This is a genomic window from Afipia sp. GW821-FHT14H12 (genome assembly GCF_058803465.1).
In genome coordinates, this window is sequence record NZ_JBXAOZ010000001.1 from 1,987,104 (window position 1) to 2,002,986 (window position 15,883).

At 60.5% G+C, this 15,883-nt stretch carries 18 protein-coding genes; 3 read left to right on the forward strand and 15 right to left on the reverse strand.

Going from position 1 to position 15,883, the window contains the following annotated elements; translation table 11 throughout:
• Positions 1 to 7: 7 nt before the first annotated feature.
• Together purB and rpe are read right to left on the reverse strand one after the other, a co-directional pair.
• The gene (gene purB / locus AC1RNA_RS09940; RefSeq protein ID WP_492950989.1) at positions 8 to 1,315 is read right to left on the reverse strand and encodes an adenylosuccinate lyase; all 1,308 of its coding nucleotides are present in this window, start codon (positions 1,313 to 1,315) and stop codon (positions 8 to 10) included.
• Positions 1,316 to 1,376: 61 nt separating this feature from the next.
• Positions 1,377 to 2,078, reverse strand: a complete 702-nt coding sequence (rpe, locus tag AC1RNA_RS09945; protein WP_492950990.1) for a ribulose-phosphate 3-epimerase — start codon at positions 2,076 to 2,078, stop codon at positions 1,377 to 1,379.
• Positions 2,079 to 2,326: 248 nt separating this feature from the next.
• On the opposite strand from rpe, the gene AC1RNA_RS09950 reads away from it, so the two are divergent.
• Positions 2,327 to 3,076, forward strand: coding sequence for an EF-hand domain-containing protein (locus AC1RNA_RS09950; protein WP_492951206.1), 750 nt, complete (start codon positions 2,327 to 2,329; stop codon positions 3,074 to 3,076).
• Between the two features lie 158 nt (positions 3,077 to 3,234).
• Positions 3,235 to 4,407 carry an outer membrane beta-barrel protein gene (locus AC1RNA_RS09955; protein WP_492950991.1) on the forward strand — a complete coding sequence of 391 codons (1,173 nt, stop codon included), beginning with the start codon at positions 3,235 to 3,237 and terminating at the stop codon, positions 4,405 to 4,407.
• Between the two features lie 43 nt (positions 4,408 to 4,450).
• On the opposite strand, the gene AC1RNA_RS09960 is transcribed toward AC1RNA_RS09955, so the two are convergent.
• From AC1RNA_RS09960 to AC1RNA_RS09995, 8 genes are all read right to left on the reverse strand, one after another.
• On the reverse strand, positions 4,451 to 4,708 hold the full coding sequence (locus AC1RNA_RS09960) for a hypothetical protein (RefSeq protein WP_492950992.1): 258 nt from the start codon (positions 4,706 to 4,708) through the stop codon (positions 4,451 to 4,453).
• 180 nt (positions 4,709 to 4,888) lie between these two features.
• A complete protein-coding gene (locus tag AC1RNA_RS09965) occupies positions 4,889 to 5,107 on the reverse strand; it encodes a KTSC domain-containing protein (RefSeq protein WP_009336883.1) in 219 nt (72 codons plus the stop codon).
• 123 nt (positions 5,108 to 5,230) lie between these two features.
• The gene (locus AC1RNA_RS09970) at positions 5,231 to 6,154 is read right to left on the reverse strand and encodes a multicopper oxidase domain-containing protein (RefSeq protein WP_492951207.1); all 924 of its coding nucleotides are present in this window, start codon (positions 6,152 to 6,154) and stop codon (positions 5,231 to 5,233) included.
• Positions 6,155 to 6,229: 75 nt separating this feature from the next.
• The gene (locus tag AC1RNA_RS09975; protein ID WP_009336881.1) at positions 6,230 to 6,631 is read right to left on the reverse strand and encodes a c-type cytochrome; all 402 of its coding nucleotides are present in this window, start codon (positions 6,629 to 6,631) and stop codon (positions 6,230 to 6,232) included.
• Positions 6,628 to 7,308, reverse strand: coding sequence for a c-type cytochrome (locus tag AC1RNA_RS09980; RefSeq protein WP_009336880.1), 681 nt, complete (start codon positions 7,306 to 7,308; stop codon positions 6,628 to 6,630). The genes AC1RNA_RS09975 and AC1RNA_RS09980 overlap by 4 nt, the downstream gene beginning before the upstream one ends.
• A gap of 21 nt (positions 7,309 to 7,329) precedes the next feature.
• Positions 7,330 to 8,385, reverse strand: a complete 1,056-nt coding sequence (locus AC1RNA_RS09985; protein ID WP_009336879.1) for a multicopper oxidase domain-containing protein — start codon at positions 8,383 to 8,385, stop codon at positions 7,330 to 7,332.
• 252 nt (positions 8,386 to 8,637) lie between these two features.
• Entirely contained in the window at positions 8,638 to 9,273 is a 636-nt protein-coding gene (locus AC1RNA_RS09990) for a tetratricopeptide repeat protein (RefSeq protein ID WP_009336878.1), read from the reverse strand.
• Between the two features lie 108 nt (positions 9,274 to 9,381).
• Positions 9,382 to 10,380, reverse strand: a complete 999-nt coding sequence (locus AC1RNA_RS09995) for a P1 family peptidase (RefSeq protein ID WP_048755768.1) — start codon at positions 10,378 to 10,380, stop codon at positions 9,382 to 9,384.
• A 292-nt stretch (positions 10,381 to 10,672) separates the two neighbouring features.
• Between AC1RNA_RS09995 and AC1RNA_RS10000 the strand changes: the two genes are divergently transcribed.
• On the forward strand, positions 10,673 to 11,407 hold the full coding sequence (locus AC1RNA_RS10000; protein WP_009336876.1) for a cytochrome c biogenesis CcdA family protein: 735 nt from the start codon (positions 10,673 to 10,675) through the stop codon (positions 11,405 to 11,407).
• 31 nt (positions 11,408 to 11,438) lie between these two features.
• Here AC1RNA_RS10000 and AC1RNA_RS10005 read toward each other — a convergent pair whose 3' ends face one another.
• The 5 genes from AC1RNA_RS10005 to livM all read right to left on the reverse strand — a co-directional run bounded on the left by AC1RNA_RS10005 (position 11,439) and on the right by livM (position 15,873).
• Positions 11,439 to 12,551 carry a branched-chain amino acid ABC transporter substrate-binding protein gene (locus AC1RNA_RS10005; protein ID WP_048755770.1) on the reverse strand — a complete coding sequence of 371 codons (1,113 nt, stop codon included), beginning with the start codon at positions 12,549 to 12,551 and terminating at the stop codon, positions 11,439 to 11,441.
• A 109-nt stretch (positions 12,552 to 12,660) separates the two neighbouring features.
• Positions 12,661 to 13,032, reverse strand: a complete 372-nt coding sequence (locus AC1RNA_RS10010) for a DUF6867 family protein (protein WP_492950993.1) — start codon at positions 13,030 to 13,032, stop codon at positions 12,661 to 12,663.
• A complete protein-coding gene (locus AC1RNA_RS10015; RefSeq protein ID WP_492950994.1) occupies positions 13,032 to 13,763 on the reverse strand; it encodes an ABC transporter ATP-binding protein in 732 nt (243 codons plus the stop codon). Before AC1RNA_RS10015 ends, AC1RNA_RS10010 begins: the two co-directional genes overlap by 1 nt.
• Entirely contained in the window at positions 13,760 to 14,596 is an 837-nt protein-coding gene (locus AC1RNA_RS10020) for an ABC transporter ATP-binding protein (protein WP_048755772.1), read from the reverse strand. The genes AC1RNA_RS10015 and AC1RNA_RS10020 overlap by 4 nt, the downstream gene beginning before the upstream one ends.
• A complete protein-coding gene (gene livM / locus AC1RNA_RS10025) occupies positions 14,593 to 15,873 on the reverse strand; it encodes a high-affinity branched-chain amino acid ABC transporter permease LivM (RefSeq protein ID WP_009336869.1) in 1,281 nt (426 codons plus the stop codon). The genes AC1RNA_RS10020 and livM overlap by 4 nt, the downstream gene beginning before the upstream one ends.
• Between the last annotated feature and the right edge of the window lie 10 nt (positions 15,874 to 15,883).

Consider the following 15,883-nt stretch of genomic DNA (forward strand, 5'->3'; position numbering starts at 1 on the left):
TGCCGCGTCAGGCTTTTCCGAACACCCGGCTGAAGATCGTGTCGACGTGCTTAAAGTGATAGGCGAGATCAAATTGCTCTTCGATCTCCTTGTCGGACAAGTACTTTTTAACGTCCTCATCCTGTTTCAGAAGTGACTGGAAGTCGCCTTCGCCGCGCCAGACCGGCATCGCATTGCGCTGCACGAGCTTGTAAGCATCCTCGCGCGAGGCCCCCTTTTGAGTGAGCGCCAGCAGCAGCCGCTGCGAGTGGACGAGGCCGCCGAGGCGGTCGAGGTTCTTCTGCATGTTCTCAGGATAGACCAGCAGCTTCTCGATCACGCCGGCGAGGCGGTTGAGTCCGAAGTCCAGCGTCACGGTGGCGTCGGGGCCCATCATCCGCTCGGCGGAGGAGTGCGAGATGTCGCGCTCATGCCAGAGCACGACGTTCTCCAGCGCAGGCGTAACGTAGGCGCGGACCATGCGCGACAGGCCGGTGAGGTTTTCCGTCAGTACCGGGTTGCGCTTGTGTGGCATCGCGGAGGAGCCTTTCTGCCCCTGCGAGAAGAATTCCTCGGCCTCCAGCACTTCGGTGCGCTGCATGTGGCGGATTTCGATGGCGAGACGTTCCATCGATGCTGCCACGACGCCGAGGGTTGCGAAGAACATGGCGTGGCGGTCGCGTGGAATGACCTGGGTCGAGATCGGCTCCACGGTCAGTCCCATCGCCTTGGCGACGTGGGCCTCCACGCGCGGATCGATTTGAGCGAAGGTGCCGACCGCGCCGGAGATGGCGCAGGTTGCGATTTCCTTCCGCGCGGCGACGAGGCGAGCGCGGTTGCGATCGAATTCCGCATAAGCGTAAGCGAGCTTGAGGCCGAAAGTGACCGGCTCGGCGTGGATGCCGTGCGAGCGGCCAATCACCGGCGTGAGCTTGTGCTCGAACGCCCGCGTCTTGAGCGCCGCAAGCACACGGTCGATATCGGCGATCAGCAAGTCGGCGGCGCGCGCGAGCTGGACGTTCAGGCAAGTGTCGAGAACGTCCGACGAGGTCATGCCCTGATGCACGAAGCGGGCTTCGGGGCCGACGATTTCCGCCAGATGGGTCAGGAAGGCGATGACGTCGTGCTTGGTCTCGCGCTCGATCTCGTCGATGCGATCCACATTGAAGGTTACGCCCTTGGCCTTTTCCCAGACCTTCTTCGCTGCCTCCTTCGGGATCGTGCCGATCTCGGCCAGCGCGTCGGCAGCATGCGCCTCGATCTCGAACCAGATCTGGAAGCGCGTCTGCGGGTCCCAGATGGAGGTCATTTCGGGGCGGGAATAGCGTGGAATCATCGAAACGTCCTATCGTCTTCAGTTGTCGCGCCTGCATCGCGCCGGATTGTCCCGGCTTCGATCAGATCGCTTCGCCCCGCGCAGTGGCAGCGGCTGTGCGGATCGCAGAAATGTTGGCCTTGTAATGGTCGAACGTGCCGCCCTTGAAAACCGAGGAGCCTGCGACGAACGCATTCGCGCCAGCAGCGGCGATCTGCGCGGCGTTGCCTGCCGTGACACCACCGTCCACCTCGATGTCGATCGGGCGTCCGGCGCACATCGCGCGAATGGTGGTGATCTTCTCCAGCACGGCGGGAATGAAGGACTGGCCCCCGAAGCCCGGATTGACTGACATCACCAGCACGATGTCGACGAGGTCGAGCACATATTCGATGGCATTTGCGGGCGTCGCCGGGTTGAGCGCGACGCCGGCCTTTTTGCCGAGTGCGCGGATCGCCTGCAGCGAGCGGTGCAGATGGGGGCCTGCTTCGGCGTGAACCGTGATGTGGTCGCAACCCGCCTTGGCGAAGGCCTCGAGATAGGGGTCGCAGGGCGCGATCATCAGATGCGCGTCGAAGATCTTGTTGCTGTGAGGGCGCATCGCCTTGATGATGTCCGGCCCATAGGAAATGTTCGGCACGAAATGGCCGTCCATCACGTCCATGTGCAGCCAGTCGGCCCCGGCGGTATCGACGGCGCGGACTTCCTCACCCAGCCGGGCATAGTCGGAGGCGAGGACCGATGGTGCGATAATCAGCGGACGGTGTGCGGACGGCTGGGACATGGCACGAGGGCTTGCTTCGGAGGATGTGGCGGATGGCGTTTCGCTATCATGCCTCAGGCCTCGGCGCAAAACGGGAATGGCCTTTAAGGGCCGGTCTGCACGGCATTTTCTGCCCCTTGCGGCAGCTTTTGCCGGATGACGGCGTGCCGTTTCACCCAAAAATATCGATTTTTCGGGCATTTTGGTCCGGCACGACAATTGCTGGAACTCCTGCAGGGCCGCGCATGCGCGGCGGAGGGAGTATGGCCATGTATCTGGCTTTGGCGGGTGCCGCGTCCACAGCGCTCGATCTGTTGTCGTCGCTGACGTCGTCGAAATCGTCGGCGTCGAAGCCGACGACCGGGGTCACCCAGAATTCGAATCCTTTCAGTCTGACGTCCAGCACGCCCGGTTCGACGGCGTCCTCGACCGCGTCGAATTGGGGGCAGAGCGGGGTGTTGTCGCCGGATACCTGGAGCGCGCTGCTGGCGGCACAGTCTCCATCGGCGAGCACTACGTCCGCGTCGTCATCTGACGCGATGAAGGACCTGTTCTCGCAGCTCGACGTCAATGGCGATGGTTCGATCTCCAAATCGGAATTCGAGCAGCAGCTCGGCGCAGGCGGTACCAATGTCGCGGCGGCCGATAACGTGTTCTCCAAACTTGATACGGACGGAGATGGCTCCGTCAGCATCAATGAGCTGACAAGCGCGCTGCAGACCAGAAAGAGCGGCGGCAGCCATCACGCTCACGGTGGACATGGTGGCGGTGGGGGCGGCGGCCTTGCCGATGCCCTGTCGCAATCGATCGACGGCGCCACGACCGCCACGACAACCAATTCAGATGGATCGGTGACAACGACACTGACCTATGCCGACGGCTCGAAGGTCACCTCGACCAGCGCGGCATCGAGCGCTGGCTCATCCAGCGCGGCATCGTCCTACAATCTGATCGAGAAACTGATCCAGTCGCAGTCTCAGGCGGTCTCCAATGCGGCGAGTTCGTCTGTCAAAGTCTAGCGCGTAGAATACGCGTCTAGCTCACCACCCCGTACGCACACACACGCGGTACCAGTGCGCCCGATGCTTACGTAGCAATACGTGACATCGGGCGATTTTCATGTCTCGCTAACGATAGCCACTGCGTAATCGCCATGAGGTTGGCGTGGCGGGGCGGCATGTTGCGGAATGCGTTGCTGTGCGGAAGTCTGATTGTGGCGGCAATCCATCCTGCGTTGGCGGAGGATGAATTCGCAGCCTCTTTGCGGCTGCGCGGTGGGTTCGATTCCAATCCTCAATTTTCCAACGGTAGTGGTATCGGTGGTTCTGCCTTCATCGGCACCGATGCCTCCATGGCGGCGGCCCATAAGGATGGCGATACGAGTCTTGGGATTGCGGCGGAGGCGAGCCAGACCCAATACGCCAATCCGCAGGCGACGTCTGGCTTAAGCGGCAAGGTCATCATGCGCGGCATGCTCGGGAGCGACGATCTGAACGTCAGTTCGGTCACGACGACTGCCGATGTCACTACCTATAATCTGCGCTCGTCGGACCTTATCCAATCTATCAAAGGCGAAGCGAAAGTCGGCTCATTCAAGCTGTTCGCAACGGGTGAGGGCGCGCGCTCCAGCCTGAACCAGACCAACGCCATCTTTCAGGACTTCCTGCCCGAAGCGCAGCAATATCTGCGCGGGACACTCATTCCTGGCATGGCTTATGTTCGCGGCAAGTTCGAGGTGGGGGCTTCAATCAATCTGTCGATGCGCCGCTACGCGCAGGAGTTTGATGTGTTCGGTTATCGACGCGATAACGAACGGATCCAGCCGTTCGTATTCGCTAAATATGCCGACAAGGATTTCAGCGTTACCGGATCGTTGTCGCAGTTACGCGGCACCTGGCACGATCCCGATTTTAGCAATGTAAAGACGTTGCTTTATGAAAGCAATCTGCATTGGCGTCGCGATGCGTGGACGCTGGATCTGACGGCATGGAAGCGGGCCAACGAGACGACGTTCCCGATTTCGCCGATCACTATCGATGCAGCCTATACCGGCAAATTATCGTGGACGGTGACGCCTCAACTGACGCTGAGTGCGGCTGCCGGATATGCGACGACGCGCTATCTCGATTCGCCGTTCGATGCGCAGACCGCGACGGTGGCGTTCGGCGGTTCCTACGATCTGGGCAATGATTATGCGCTGGGGGTCGACCTGACCTATGCGCGCGGCATTCTGATTTCCGGGGACAAAGCCGATGCGTTGATCCTGTCATCGTCGATCACCAAGAAATTCTCGCCATTTGTTAGCGCGGCGGCAGATGACGGCAAGGGGAGCGTTGCTCGCAAAATATAGGTGCGGATGGGAAGCTCCCATCCGCGTTATCGTAGGCTCGCGCTCAGTAACCGCAGCCGCAACCGCCGCCATGGCCGCCACCGAGGATGCCGCCGCGGCCAAGCACGGCGCCGAGCACGCCACCCTTGCCGGTGGTCGCCGCCGTGTTGACGACGAGGGTGCTGCGCCCGTTGAGCAGACCAAGCACGCCGCTTTTGCCGGTCAGCACGTTTGCGCCGATGCCGATACCGCCACCTTTCGCAAAGCTCGGGGTTGCGGCGAGAGCCGTTGCGGCGATGGCGAGGATCAGGATTTTCTTCATGACGTTTGCTCCACTGTTGATGTGCGCAATGTGCACACGCAACTCACCGTGGAGAGGCGAGAGAGCTGCGCCAACTGAAACCGGAAGCTAACCTTAAACTCTACGGAAAGAAGCGTATGCCGTTCAGATTTGACGTCAGAACGCTACCGCCTGCCGTGCAGGGATCGGGAACCTGTTTTGTTAACTCGCCTGACGATGGGGAGTGAGGATTTCGCGACAGCCATAATGGTCGCGGATTTCACGGTTGAAAAATCCACCGCGTGACTCAGCGTGACTGAATGCAGAGAATTTCTCCGGCGGGACATCGAAATAAACGTACTGGCGGCCGGATACGAATGTGACCCACAATTCGCGATCGATCGGATCGTACATGATGCGGCGGATAGCGGTCGAAGACATTGGCGCTCTCCTCTCGGAGAGATAACGCGCCGAGTGTTGCGAAGTTCAAACGAAAAGTTCAAAAAAGAGGCCCGGCGGGAGGGTCGGAGATCTCGCCGGGCCATGATCCTTCCAGGGACGCAGTTACATTCTTGGAAGGATCTTGTCGCCGTGGCCCATCGAGGGATCGGCCTTGTTGCTAAACATGATCACCGCAATAGAGCCGGAGAGCGCGGCACGCATCGAGTGGTTCACGAGTGCATAAGCGCCTTCCTTCGGTGAGATGATGTCGAAGGTCGCGGCATCGCCGGGAGCAACGGTGTAGTTTTGCATCCCGACCAGTACGTTCTTTGGATTGCCGGACGGATAGACGCGATCCCAGATGCCCGCGATCGGGTGGAAGCCGGAGAATTCGTTCGGGCCGGCGTTGATCAGGTAGATGCGTACGCGCTCGCCGGGCTTGGCCTCGAGCGTCTGCGTGGCGTTCACGTCATGGACCGGATCATACTGGAAGGGAACGGCGTTGAAGGCGTCGTGCTGCCAGTTGTTGGCCATCATGCCCTTGACGTCCTCCGGATTATCGAAGGTCTGGTGCTCGACCAGGACGTATTCGCGATCCGCCTTCGGCATCTCGTTCGAATCTTTCGGGTCGATAATGATCGCGCCGATCATGCCGCGCGCGATGTGCTGGATCATCGGGTCGGCGCCGCAATGGTAGAAGAATGCGCCTGGATGGTCGGCGGTGAACGTGAAGCTCTTGGTCTCGCCGGGCTTGATCGGAGCGAAGGCCGTCAACACGTCGGCGCGTGCTGCGTGAAAGTCGATCGAATGCGAGTTCTTGTTGCCCGGATCGTTGGTCAGCGTGAACTCGATGGTGTCGCCTTCGGTGGCGCGGACCACGGGGCCGGGAATCTGGCCGTCATAGGTCCAGCCGATCGCCTTGTGGCCCTCATTGTCGATCGGCACCATGGTCTCCTTGGCCGTGAGATGGACCTTGACGGTCTTGGCCTCGGCGTCACTGGCAACGGCGCTCGCGCAGGCTGCCATCGCCACCACGCCGCCTGCCATCAGCGTGGCCCGTAAAGTTCTGTTCATCGTATGCTCCTTTATGAAACTGATTTCGTTGTGTCGTTGCGCGCGGGATCACTTGCCGCAATGGCAAACCGTTCTGAGGTACTTCACCATTTCGGTGATCTGTTTATCCGAGAGGACCGCGCCCCAACTCGGCATCAACACGGACTTGTTGACCGCGAGGCCGCCTTCCTTGATCGCCTTGAACAGTTCGTCGTCAGGCGTATCGCCCATGCCTTTACTGTCGGTGTGGTCGCGCGGCCGAACCGAGAGGCCGGGAAGATTGACGCCAGTGCCGTTGCGCTTGAGACCGTGGCACTGTGCGCAATAGACGTTGTAGACCTGATCAATCGGCGGATCGGCGCGACTGATTTCCGGTGTGAGAAGCAGGGCGGCGCCCGCAAGCGCAGGAATAAGCGCGAGGCTTTTCCATGTCCGTGTAGCGGGAGCCGGATGGTTCGCGAAGGTGCTCATTTTTTGTCTCCCCGGCCTTGTACCGACAGGTATGCGGTGATCCGCTGGATGTCCTGATCCTTCAGGCTGAGAGTCGGCATCCAGATGTGCGGATCGAAGCGCTGCGGATCGATGGTGTAGGCGGCGATGAAGTCCGGCTGCAGCCGCGCGCCGGCATCGGTGAGTTCAGGCCCCGAGAAGCCGCCTTGCCCGTTCTCGCCCTGATGGCAGGTCACGCAGCCACGCAACTTGGTGAAGGCAAGTGCGCCCATGCGCGCACCGGCGGTGTCACCCTTGAAGGTGCCCGCAGGCACGAGGTCGGGCGCTTTCAGTGCCATCAGCGCGGCAGCGGCACTTTCCGCTGCGGCCTTCGTGAGCTTGGGATGCGGAGTGATTTTGGATGGATCCGGCACATCGTGGTCAGGCCCTTCCTTGATCGTCTTGAAATAAGGATAGCCCGCCGGACGGATCGGCTTCGGATCCTGCAGCCAGGCCACTAGCCAGTCGGCATTGAATTTGTTGCCGGCGTACCAGAGGTCGGGTCCCTTGCGGGACATCAGCCGCTCGAGCGACGTATCGGTCGGCTTGGTGAGGGCGTGGCAGGAGGCGCAACTGGCGTCGAGCTTGTCGGCGGCATGAGCCCCGCTGAGCAGAGCCACGGTCAGCACCGCGGTTGCCCAAGGCAGTTTGTATTTCATCTTGATTTTCCTCGTTCGGCACTATGGTGCCGGTACTCCCTTGAACACGGAGCTCTCGTACATGCCGAGTGGCTTCTTCAGCGATTCCTCGTAGTAGAAGTCGGGCACGAATTGCTTGTTCTTCCAGGTGTAGAAGGACTGTTCCTTCACCGGGATTTCTTCGTATTCGATGGTGGTCATGATGCCGCCCATCGGCGACTTGCCGTTTACGGTGTGACGATCGATGTGATCGTGAACCATCCAGATGCCTGGATTGTCGGCGCGCAGAATCAGGTCGTAGCGTTCGCCGGGGCCGAACAGGATAGTGTCGGCAAGATAGGGGTTGGCGAGCGGCCGTCCGTCCTTGGCGTAGACTTCGAAGTCATGCCCGTGGATGTGAATGGAGTGCATTTCGTCGCCGGCGCCGATCAGGCGAATCCGGATGACGTCGCCTTTCTTGATGCGCAGTGGCTGGGTATCGGGAAATGCCTTGCCGTTGACGGTGAAGAAGTCGGGCTCGTCGCCAGGAATGCCGCCCTGGCCGGGCTTGTTCGCCCACTGGGAGACCCAGCTTGAGAACATCATGATGTAGTCTTTGGTGACTTCCTTCTCGATCGCGGGCGGATCTTTCGGATCGACGATCAGAGGTCCCCACATGCCGCGCATCGCGACATGTTCATTCACGTTGACGTGGCAGTGGTACCACATCGTGCCGGAAGGTTCGGCCTTGAAGCGATAGGTGAAAGTTTCGCCGGGCGCGATCGCGGGTTGTGTCGTATCCGGAACGCCGTCGTTCTTCCAGCTCCCGCGCTGAAACATGCCGTGCCAATGGATCGTATGCGGCAGCGTGGTCTGGTTCTCGACGTCGATGACGAGATCGTCGCCTTCTTTGACGTGAATCAACGGTCCCGGTGTTTGGCCGTTGAACGAGAATGTGTGGAAGGTCTGCTTATCCACCAGTGTGAGGACGGTGTCCTCGATCGTCATCGAGAAATGGCGGGTTTCTGCGATGGCGGGAGAGACGAACATCGTCAGTCCCGAGGCGATAACGGCAGAGAGGAAGGTAGCGATAGGCAAGCGTCGTCCGTAGGCAGTCATGGCGAGCCTTTAAGATATATTTATAATAGATGTTTTGTGGCGAGAGCGACAGGAAACGTCCGGCAGGGAGAGGAGGGTTGCCGGACGCTCCCTGTCAGGCCCCCGAAGATGTGGAAGGATGTTTCATGATCGATCCCCAAATCGAATTTGATGAGAGGCACCCTGTCACTGTTATTGTTTCAAAGCAATATTTAAAATACATCTTTTAACATTCCTCCCGATAAAATATTTCGGGCCACGATGTTTTTCGTTTCACATTCCTGCAACGCACAACGCTTCGAGAGCGAGTCGACTGACGCCAACCTGTTCGGCGGCTTCAGGCATGATTTGCCACAGCCGCGCGTACCATAATGGATCGTTTCCGACGGTACGCATCAGTCCGACGAACTTGACGAGTGCAGGTTTGGGCTTGCCATTCTGCAGCATCCAGTGCGCCATATAGAAGCGGGCCACGAGATCGTTCGGGTTTGCCTGCAGGACGTCTTCAAACTCGATTCGTGCCCGTTCGCTGATTTTCCCATTATCAGAGAGTGCAAGAGCTTCGCCGAGGGCTGCGCGCAAAGACGTATTGGCCTGATCGTCGGCAACCGCCTGTTCGAGAGCCGGGACGGCGAGCGAAGGCAAGCCGCTTTCAAGCAGGGCGCCGCCAAGAATGGTCCATTTTTGAGGTGGTTTGGACGTCAGGAGCTTGGGTAGATCAGGCAGGCTTCCAATCGGGTCGGGTGCAATGGTCGCGGCACTGTTGAGTGGCGTGGTGATGCGGTGGGTTGTGAGCGGCGGCAGTCTCGTCAATGCGATAGCGGCGATAGCTCCGATGCCGATGCCTGCCACAGAGGCAGCGATATAAAGCTGCCGTCCGGCGCAAATGCTACGCAAGGTGAAAGCCATGTTCGACTCCGCAAAAAGGATTGTCTCTTACGGCTTCCGATTTAAGATGTAAACGAAATATATGTTTTAGAACAAATATTGCGAAGTGTTGTATCGATGATTCAAATATCAAGCGTGACGATCTCGCCATGCGGGAAGCGCGTCCGCAAAGGGCAGGGCGCGACCTTCGTAAACGCCACGGGCAATGGCGCGCGCAACTACGTTGGCTGCCTCCATCCCCAGTTGCGTCAGACCGTAAAGTGGATCAACCGGTTTGTCGCCGAGCGAGACGGCGAACACAATGTCGCCGTCGAGCGGAGCATGGGCCGGATAGATCGCGCGCGCAAAGCCGGTCTGCGCGAGGATCGCAAGCCGGCGGGCCTGCGGTTTGGTCAGGGCCGCATCGGTTGCGACGACGACAAGCGTGGTGTTTTCGCCAGCGTTGGCACGATCGGCACCCTTCAGGCGAGCCGCAAGCATGTCAGGCGTGAAGATCTGCGGCAGACCGCGGCCGCCGAATTCGCCGTTCTGCTCGAAGGGCGCGGACCAGAACCAGGGGCCGTCGCCGACAGTGACAGTGCCGACCGCGTTGACCACGGCCAGTGCTGCGACGCCGATGCCGCCGAGCGTAGTCGCCGACGCGGAGCCGAGGCCGCCTTTGAAATTCGCGGTAGTCGCGCCATATCCCGCACCCGCATTGCCCAGCGTGAAGGTGCCGTCCGTGGCGCTCATTGCCGCCTCGAAGCCGAGATCGCGGTACGGAGAGAAGCGGCCCCATTTCTTGTTGCCGCCATTCAAAAGGTCGAACACCACCGCACCCGGCACGATCGGCACGCGCGCGTCCCCGATGGCGAAACCACGCCCTTGTTCGGCAAGGCAGGCCTGCACGCCGCCGCCGGTCTCCAACCCGAAAGCCGAACCACCAGACAGCGCCAGCCCATCGATCCGCTCCACCGTGTTGGCGAGATCGAGCAGCGCGCTGTCCCGCGTGCCGGGTCCGCCGCCGCGAATGTCGAGTGCCGCGACCGCAGGCGTGTCGAACAGGATCGCGGTTGCGCCAGACGCCAGAATCTCGTTATGCGCGTGGCCGACTTTAATGCCTTCGATATCTGTGAGCAGATTTTTCATGGTGTCTCCCGGCACCAGATGAGCGCGTCCATCGCATGTGGTCAATCCGCCCGTGTTACGGGCGCGGAGACGATCACACGTAAAAGTGAGGCCTTGCGCTTCGATGAGCGATGGAGGCATTTACTGTGGCGGTTCGAGAGGTTCGCTGGTTTTCTCCGCGTGCTCCTCAAGTGAACCTCTCGAACCTAAACCACACTAGAATCATAAATTTGCTAGTGTCCTTTCGAATTCGAAGTTCGCGACGGAAGGTGCTGCACGATGAGGCGAACTTCGGATTCGGGACACTAGCCGCATGATTCAGAATATCTCCATCCCCACAGCCTTGTTCGCGGGCTTTGTCAGTTTCCTGTCACCCTGCGTATTGCCTCTGGTGCCGGCCTATCTCGTGTACCTGACGGGGGCCACGGTCGAACATGTCGCGAGCGAGGAGAAGCCTGCGGCGTCGCGCCGCGCGGTGCTGCTGTGCGCACTTCTGTTCGTGCTGGGTTTTTCCACGGTATTCGTCGGGCTCGGGGCCAGCGCGAGTGTGGTCGGCTCAGCCCTGCGGCGTTGGTCGGCTGAACTGTCGATCGTCGCCGGACTCGTCATCATCGTGATGGGGCTGCACTTCCTCGGCCTGACACGCATTCGCTTCCTGATGCGTGAGGGACGGATTCCGATCCCGAAGCCGGTCGGGTTATGGGGCGCCTATGTGATGGGACTTGCCTTCGCGTTCGGCTGGACGCCCTGCATTGGGCCGGTGCTGGCCGCGATCCTGTCGATCGCAGCCTCGGAGAATACCGTTCAAAAGGGCGCGCTGCTGCTTGCGGTGTATTCGGCCGGATTGGGAATTCCGTTCATGCTCGCCGCAATTCTGATCGAACGCTCGTCGTCAGCACTCGCGCGGCTGAGGCGTTATCTTCCGACCGTCGAGCGTGTCATGGGCGGGCTAATGGTTCTCGTCGGCATCGCATTCCTGACTGGCGCGGTGTCGAATATCGGGGTCTGGTTGCTGGAAGCTTTCCCGGCGCTGCAAAGCATCGGGTGAGGCTCTCTCCCGAAGGAGAGAGCCTGCGCGTTTAGTTTGGCAGTTCGGCGTAGCCACCCTTGTCGTCCCACTTATAGACGACGTAACCGGTCTGCTTGATGTCGCCCTTGGCATCGAACGATAGCGGCCCGATCACCGTATTCCACTCACCGGCCTTGATGGCGGTAGCGACCTTCTGCGGGTCGGTGGTGTTGGCCTTGGCGGCCGCCTGCGACCAGACCTGGAAAGCAGCGTAGGTGTAGAGCGTGTAGCCTTCCGGATCGACGTTCTTGGCCTTGAACTTGTCGACGATAGCTTTCGCGTCCGGCCGGTTACGCGGATCGGGACCGAAGGTAAACAGCGTGCCGGCTGCGAGCGGGCCGGTAATGGAGGCGAATTCCTTATCGTTCATGGCGTCGCCCGCCATCATCACGGTCTTCAGGCCTTGGTCGCGCATCTGGCGCAGGATCAATCCGGCTTCCTGATGGTAGCCGCCGACATAGACGAGATCGATGTTCTCGCGCTTCAGGCGAGAGACGATGGAGTTAAAGTCCTTGTCGCCCTTGTTGTAGGACTCGAACATTTTCTCCTGAATGCCGCCTGCATTGAGCGCTTTCTTGGTCTCATCCGCGAGGCCCTTGCCGTAGGTGGTCTTGTCGTTGAGGATGGCGATGTTCTTGCCTTTATAGTGCTTCAGCAGATACGCCGCCGCCGCGCTGCCCTGCTGGTCGTCGCGTCCGCAAACCCGGAACACATTCCACAATTTGCGCTCCGTCAGCACCGGATTGGTCGAAGCTGGGCTGATCTGGAGGACGTTGCCGTCGGCGTAAACTTCCGAGGCCGGGATCGAGGAGGACGAGCAATAATGCCCGGCTACGAAAACCGAACTATTGTTGGCGATTTTTTCGGCGATCGAGCGGGCCTGTTTCGGGTCGCAGGCATCGTCTCCGACTTGCAGTGCCAGTTTCTTGCCCAGCACGCCGCCGGATGCGTTGATGTCGGCGACTGCCTGTTCGGCGCCGTTGCGCAATTGCCGTCCGAAGGCGGATTCGCCGCCTGTCATGGGGCCGGCGACGGCGACCGGAATGGTTTGTGCCATGGCCTGCGCGGAGAAGCCGAGCAAGGCAGCCGCACAGGTTACGGCAAGCAAGCGAATAGGGGTCATGCGTGTCATCCCTTGGTGAAGATCAGAACTGAAATGGGAGTGGATACTCGAACGAATTAGCCGCCGAGTCATCCATGAAAGTTGGCCGGAGGGACAGTTGCAGGCAGTTTTAATGCGACGAGCCATGCTGCGGTGCATCTTGTCGCAGCTTCCAGCCAAGCGGGCCACTGGCTTCATAAAGCCAGTAATATTGCTGCACCATCTGCCTGGCGCGGGTGTGCTGGAAAGCGAGGCAGATCACGGCGAGCATGACTGCCGTTTCCGCAATCCAGGGCAGGATTGCAAACAACGTTTCCTCGAACAATGCGAAGTGCACGAAGCGCACGGCCATTGCCATCGGGATGGCAGCGAGCAGCGCGACATGGACGCCGCGCCAGGTCCGGGCGATGGCGCTTCCGGCGAGCCATGCGCCGCCGCCCCCGAGGATGAGGGTAAGAATGACCGACTGCCACCCGGCTTCATTGGCGTAAAGATCGTGCATCAGTGCCGCCCGCCTTCGAGATAGGCTGCGCGGATCTCCGGCCGCTCCAGCAATTCGCTCGCCACTCCTGACATGGTGATGAGGCCATTGACCATGACATAGCCGCGATGGGCGAGCTTCAGCGCATGGTTTGCGTTCTGCTCGACGATCAGCACGGTGAGACCATCCGTCTGGTTCAGCGTGCGGATGGCGTCGAAAATCTGGCGGGTAATCAGCGGCGCGAGGCCAAGCGAAGGCTCGTCCAGCATCAAGAGGCGTGGACGACTCATCAGCGCGCGGCCAATCGCGAGCATCTGCTGTTCACCGCCCGACAGCGTGCCGCCGCGCTGGGTCAGTCGTTCCTTGAGGCGCGGAAATAAAGTGAGGACACGCTCCAGATCGGCAGCGCATTCGCTTTCGCTGGCTTCCGCAGCATCCGCGCCCATTTGCAGGTTTTCGGCAACGCTCATGCGTGGAAAAATTCGCCGTCCCTCTGGCGATTGCGCGATGCGCAGCCGCGCGAGTTGGTGCGTCGGCGTATGGGTGATGTCATCACCGTCGAACAGGATTTCACCCGCGCGGGCGCGCGGGCGGCCGAAGATCGTCATCATCAAGGTGGATTTACCCGCACCGTTGGCGCCGATCAGCGCGACGATCTCGCCACGCTTCACGTCGATATCGATGCCCTTCAGTGCTTCGATATTTCCGTACGCGGCGCGCAGACTGCGAATTTGGAGCAGGGAATCGCTCATGCGTCCTGCTCCATCACTTCGATGGCGGTTTTTTCGTCGGCGCCGAGATAGGCTGCGATGACCTTCGGATCGTCACGGATCTCGCGTGGCGTGCCTTCGGCAATCTTGACGCCGTAGTCCAGCACTACGATGCGGTCGGCAATCTCCATCACCACCGACATGTCGTGTTCGATCAGCAGGATCGATGTCCCGTGATCCTTGCGGATTGACAGCAGCAGGTCGCTCAATGCCTCGCCTTCGCGGGCGTTCAACCCGGCGGCGGGTTCGTCGAGGCAAAGGAGAGCTGGCTCTGCGCACATCGCACGTGCGATTTCCAGCCTGCGCTGGTCGCCATAGGGAAGATTTCCGGCCGCGTCGTCGGCGCGGGCGGTGAGGCCGATGCGATCAAGCCAATGGCGCGCGAGTTCGATGGCATGCCGTTCGGCTGTATGAAAAGTGGGCGCGCCGATGAGGCCGAGAAAGCTGAAACCGGATGCCCGCATCAGGCGGTTGTGTTGCGCGACCATCAAGTTCTCGAGCGCCGTCATGCCCGAGAACAGGCGGATGTTCTGGAAGGTGCGGGCGACCTTTGCGATCTTCGAGACTCGATAATCGAGCAGTCGCTCCAGCAGGAATGCGCGGCCATTCTCATGGGTTAAACGCAGCATGCCCGTGGTCGGCTTGTAAAATCCGGTGATGCAGTTGAACACCGTGGTCTTGCCTGCGCCGTTGGGACCGATCAGCGCGGTGATGTCTCCGCGTTGTGCCTCGAACGACAGATCGTTGACAGCCATGATGCCGCCGAAACGCATCGACAGATGCTGGACGTCGAGGATGGTGCCCGGCGCGTTCATCGGCCCTCCTTGACGAGGTCGGAGGAAACCTTGGTGCGCGTCGCGAGAAACAGGGACGGTTCGCGATGAGCGATCAGGCCGCGTGGCCGCCAGATCATCAAGAGCACCATCGCGCCGCCGAATGCCAGCATGCGGAATTGCTCGAAGCCGCGGAACAGTTCAAAGCCGCCGATTAGCGCGAGCGAGGAGAGCACGACGCCAAGCTGGGAGCCCATGCCGCCAAGCACGACGATGGCCAGCACCAGCGCTGATTCCTGAAACGAGAACGACTCGGGGCTAATAAAGCCCTGGCGCGTGGCGAAGAACGCGCCCGCAAATCCGCCGAACATCGCGCCAGTGGCGAAAGCGGTGAGTTTGGTGGTGGTGGTGTTGATGCCGAGCGAGCGGCAGGCAATCTCGTCTTCGCGCAAGGCTTCCCATGCGCGGCCGATCGGCAGCCGGCGCAGGCGCAACGTGACCCAGTTGGTCAGCAGCGCCAGCGCAAGGATGATATAGAACAGCAGCACGAGCCGGTGTGTCGGCGAGAACGGAATGCCGAGATGGGCGGCGAGGCCGTTCGGGCCTGCCGTCAGCGGAATGCCGAACAAGCTTGGGCGCGGAATTCCGGAAATGCCGTTGGGGCCGCCGGTGACGTGCTGCCAGTTCAACAGCACGAGGCGAATGATCTCACCGAACGCCAGCGTCACGATGGCGAGATAGTCACCGCGCAGCCGCAACACCGGGAAGCCCAGCAACATGCCCCAGAATGCGGCGAGGATTCCGGCGAGCGGCAGGCAGATCCAGAACGACAAGCCGAACGTCGTCGATAATAGTGCGTAAGAATAGGCGCCGACGGCATAGAAGGCGACGTAGCCGAGATCGAGCAGGCCCGCGAGGCCGACCACGATGTTCAATCCCCAGCCGAGCATCACATAGGTCATCACCAGAATGCCGAGATCGAGCATGTAGCGTTGTTTGTAGAAGATCACCGGCACGAGGAAGGCGAATACCAGCAACAGTGGCACCACGAGGCGACCGAGCGTGGACAATCCGCGTTTCGCGCTCTCCGGAAGAAGGGGTGCGTGCTGCCGCGCCGCGAACCGCTGCCGGAACAATTCGGTGAGAATGCTGCCAGCAAAGACGAGGACGACCATGATCGCGAGGTCGCCGAAGCGCGTCCAGTAGATCAGTTGTCCGGTCGGTCCCGCTTCTGTGCGGATGCCGATCATCAGCGAGAACAGCACCAGCGCGACGAACGCGCTGAGCAGCGACTTCTTCAGGATGAAGGCGGCGCCCATCTGTGGAGCG

Coding starts and splice junctions, on each gene's coding strand:
- rpe (WP_492950990.1), bottom strand. CDS start 2,078: ATGTCCCAGCCGTCCGCACACCGTCCGCTGATTATCGCACCATCGGTC.
- AC1RNA_RS10020 (WP_048755772.1), bottom strand. CDS start 14,596: ATGAACGCGCCGGGCACCATCCTCGACGTCCAGCATCTGTCGATGCGT.
- AC1RNA_RS09975 (WP_009336881.1), bottom strand. CDS start 6,631: ATGAGCACCTTCGCGAACCATCCGGCTCCCGCTACACGGACATGGAAA.
- AC1RNA_RS09970 (WP_492951207.1), bottom strand. CDS start 6,154: ATGGCAGGCGGCGTGGTGGCGATGGCAGCCTGCGCGAGCGCCGTTGCC.
- AC1RNA_RS10000 (WP_009336876.1), top strand. CDS start 10,673: ATGATTCAGAATATCTCCATCCCCACAGCCTTGTTCGCGGGCTTTGTC.
- AC1RNA_RS09980 (WP_009336880.1), bottom strand. CDS start 7,308: ATGAAATACAAACTGCCTTGGGCAACCGCGGTGCTGACCGTGGCTCTG.
- AC1RNA_RS09960 (WP_492950992.1), bottom strand. CDS start 4,708: ATGAAGAAAATCCTGATCCTCGCCATCGCCGCAACGGCTCTCGCCGCA.
- AC1RNA_RS09985 (WP_009336879.1), bottom strand. CDS start 8,385: ATGACTGCCTACGGACGACGCTTGCCTATCGCTACCTTCCTCTCTGCC.
- AC1RNA_RS10010 (WP_492950993.1), bottom strand. CDS start 13,032: ATGCACGATCTTTACGCCAATGAAGCCGGGTGGCAGTCGGTCATTCTT.
- AC1RNA_RS10005 (WP_048755770.1), bottom strand. CDS start 12,551: ATGACCCCTATTCGCTTGCTTGCCGTAACCTGTGCGGCTGCCTTGCTC.
- AC1RNA_RS09965 (WP_009336883.1), bottom strand. CDS start 5,107: ATGTCTTCGACCGCTATCCGCCGCATCATGTACGATCCGATCGATCGC.
- purB (WP_492950989.1), bottom strand. CDS start 1,315: ATGATTCCACGCTATTCCCGCCCCGAAATGACCTCCATCTGGGACCCG.
- AC1RNA_RS09955 (WP_492950991.1), top strand. CDS start 3,235: ATGTTGCGGAATGCGTTGCTGTGCGGAAGTCTGATTGTGGCGGCAATC.
- AC1RNA_RS09990 (WP_009336878.1), bottom strand. CDS start 9,273: ATGGCTTTCACCTTGCGTAGCATTTGCGCCGGACGGCAGCTTTATATC.
- livM (WP_009336869.1), bottom strand. CDS start 15,873: ATGGGCGCCGCCTTCATCCTGAAGAAGTCGCTGCTCAGCGCGTTCGTC.
- AC1RNA_RS09950 (WP_492951206.1), top strand. CDS start 2,327: ATGTATCTGGCTTTGGCGGGTGCCGCGTCCACAGCGCTCGATCTGTTG.
- AC1RNA_RS09995 (WP_048755768.1), bottom strand. CDS start 10,380: ATGAAAAATCTGCTCACAGATATCGAAGGCATTAAAGTCGGCCACGCG.
- AC1RNA_RS10015 (WP_492950994.1), bottom strand. CDS start 13,763: ATGAGCGATTCCCTGCTCCAAATTCGCAGTCTGCGCGCCGCGTACGGA.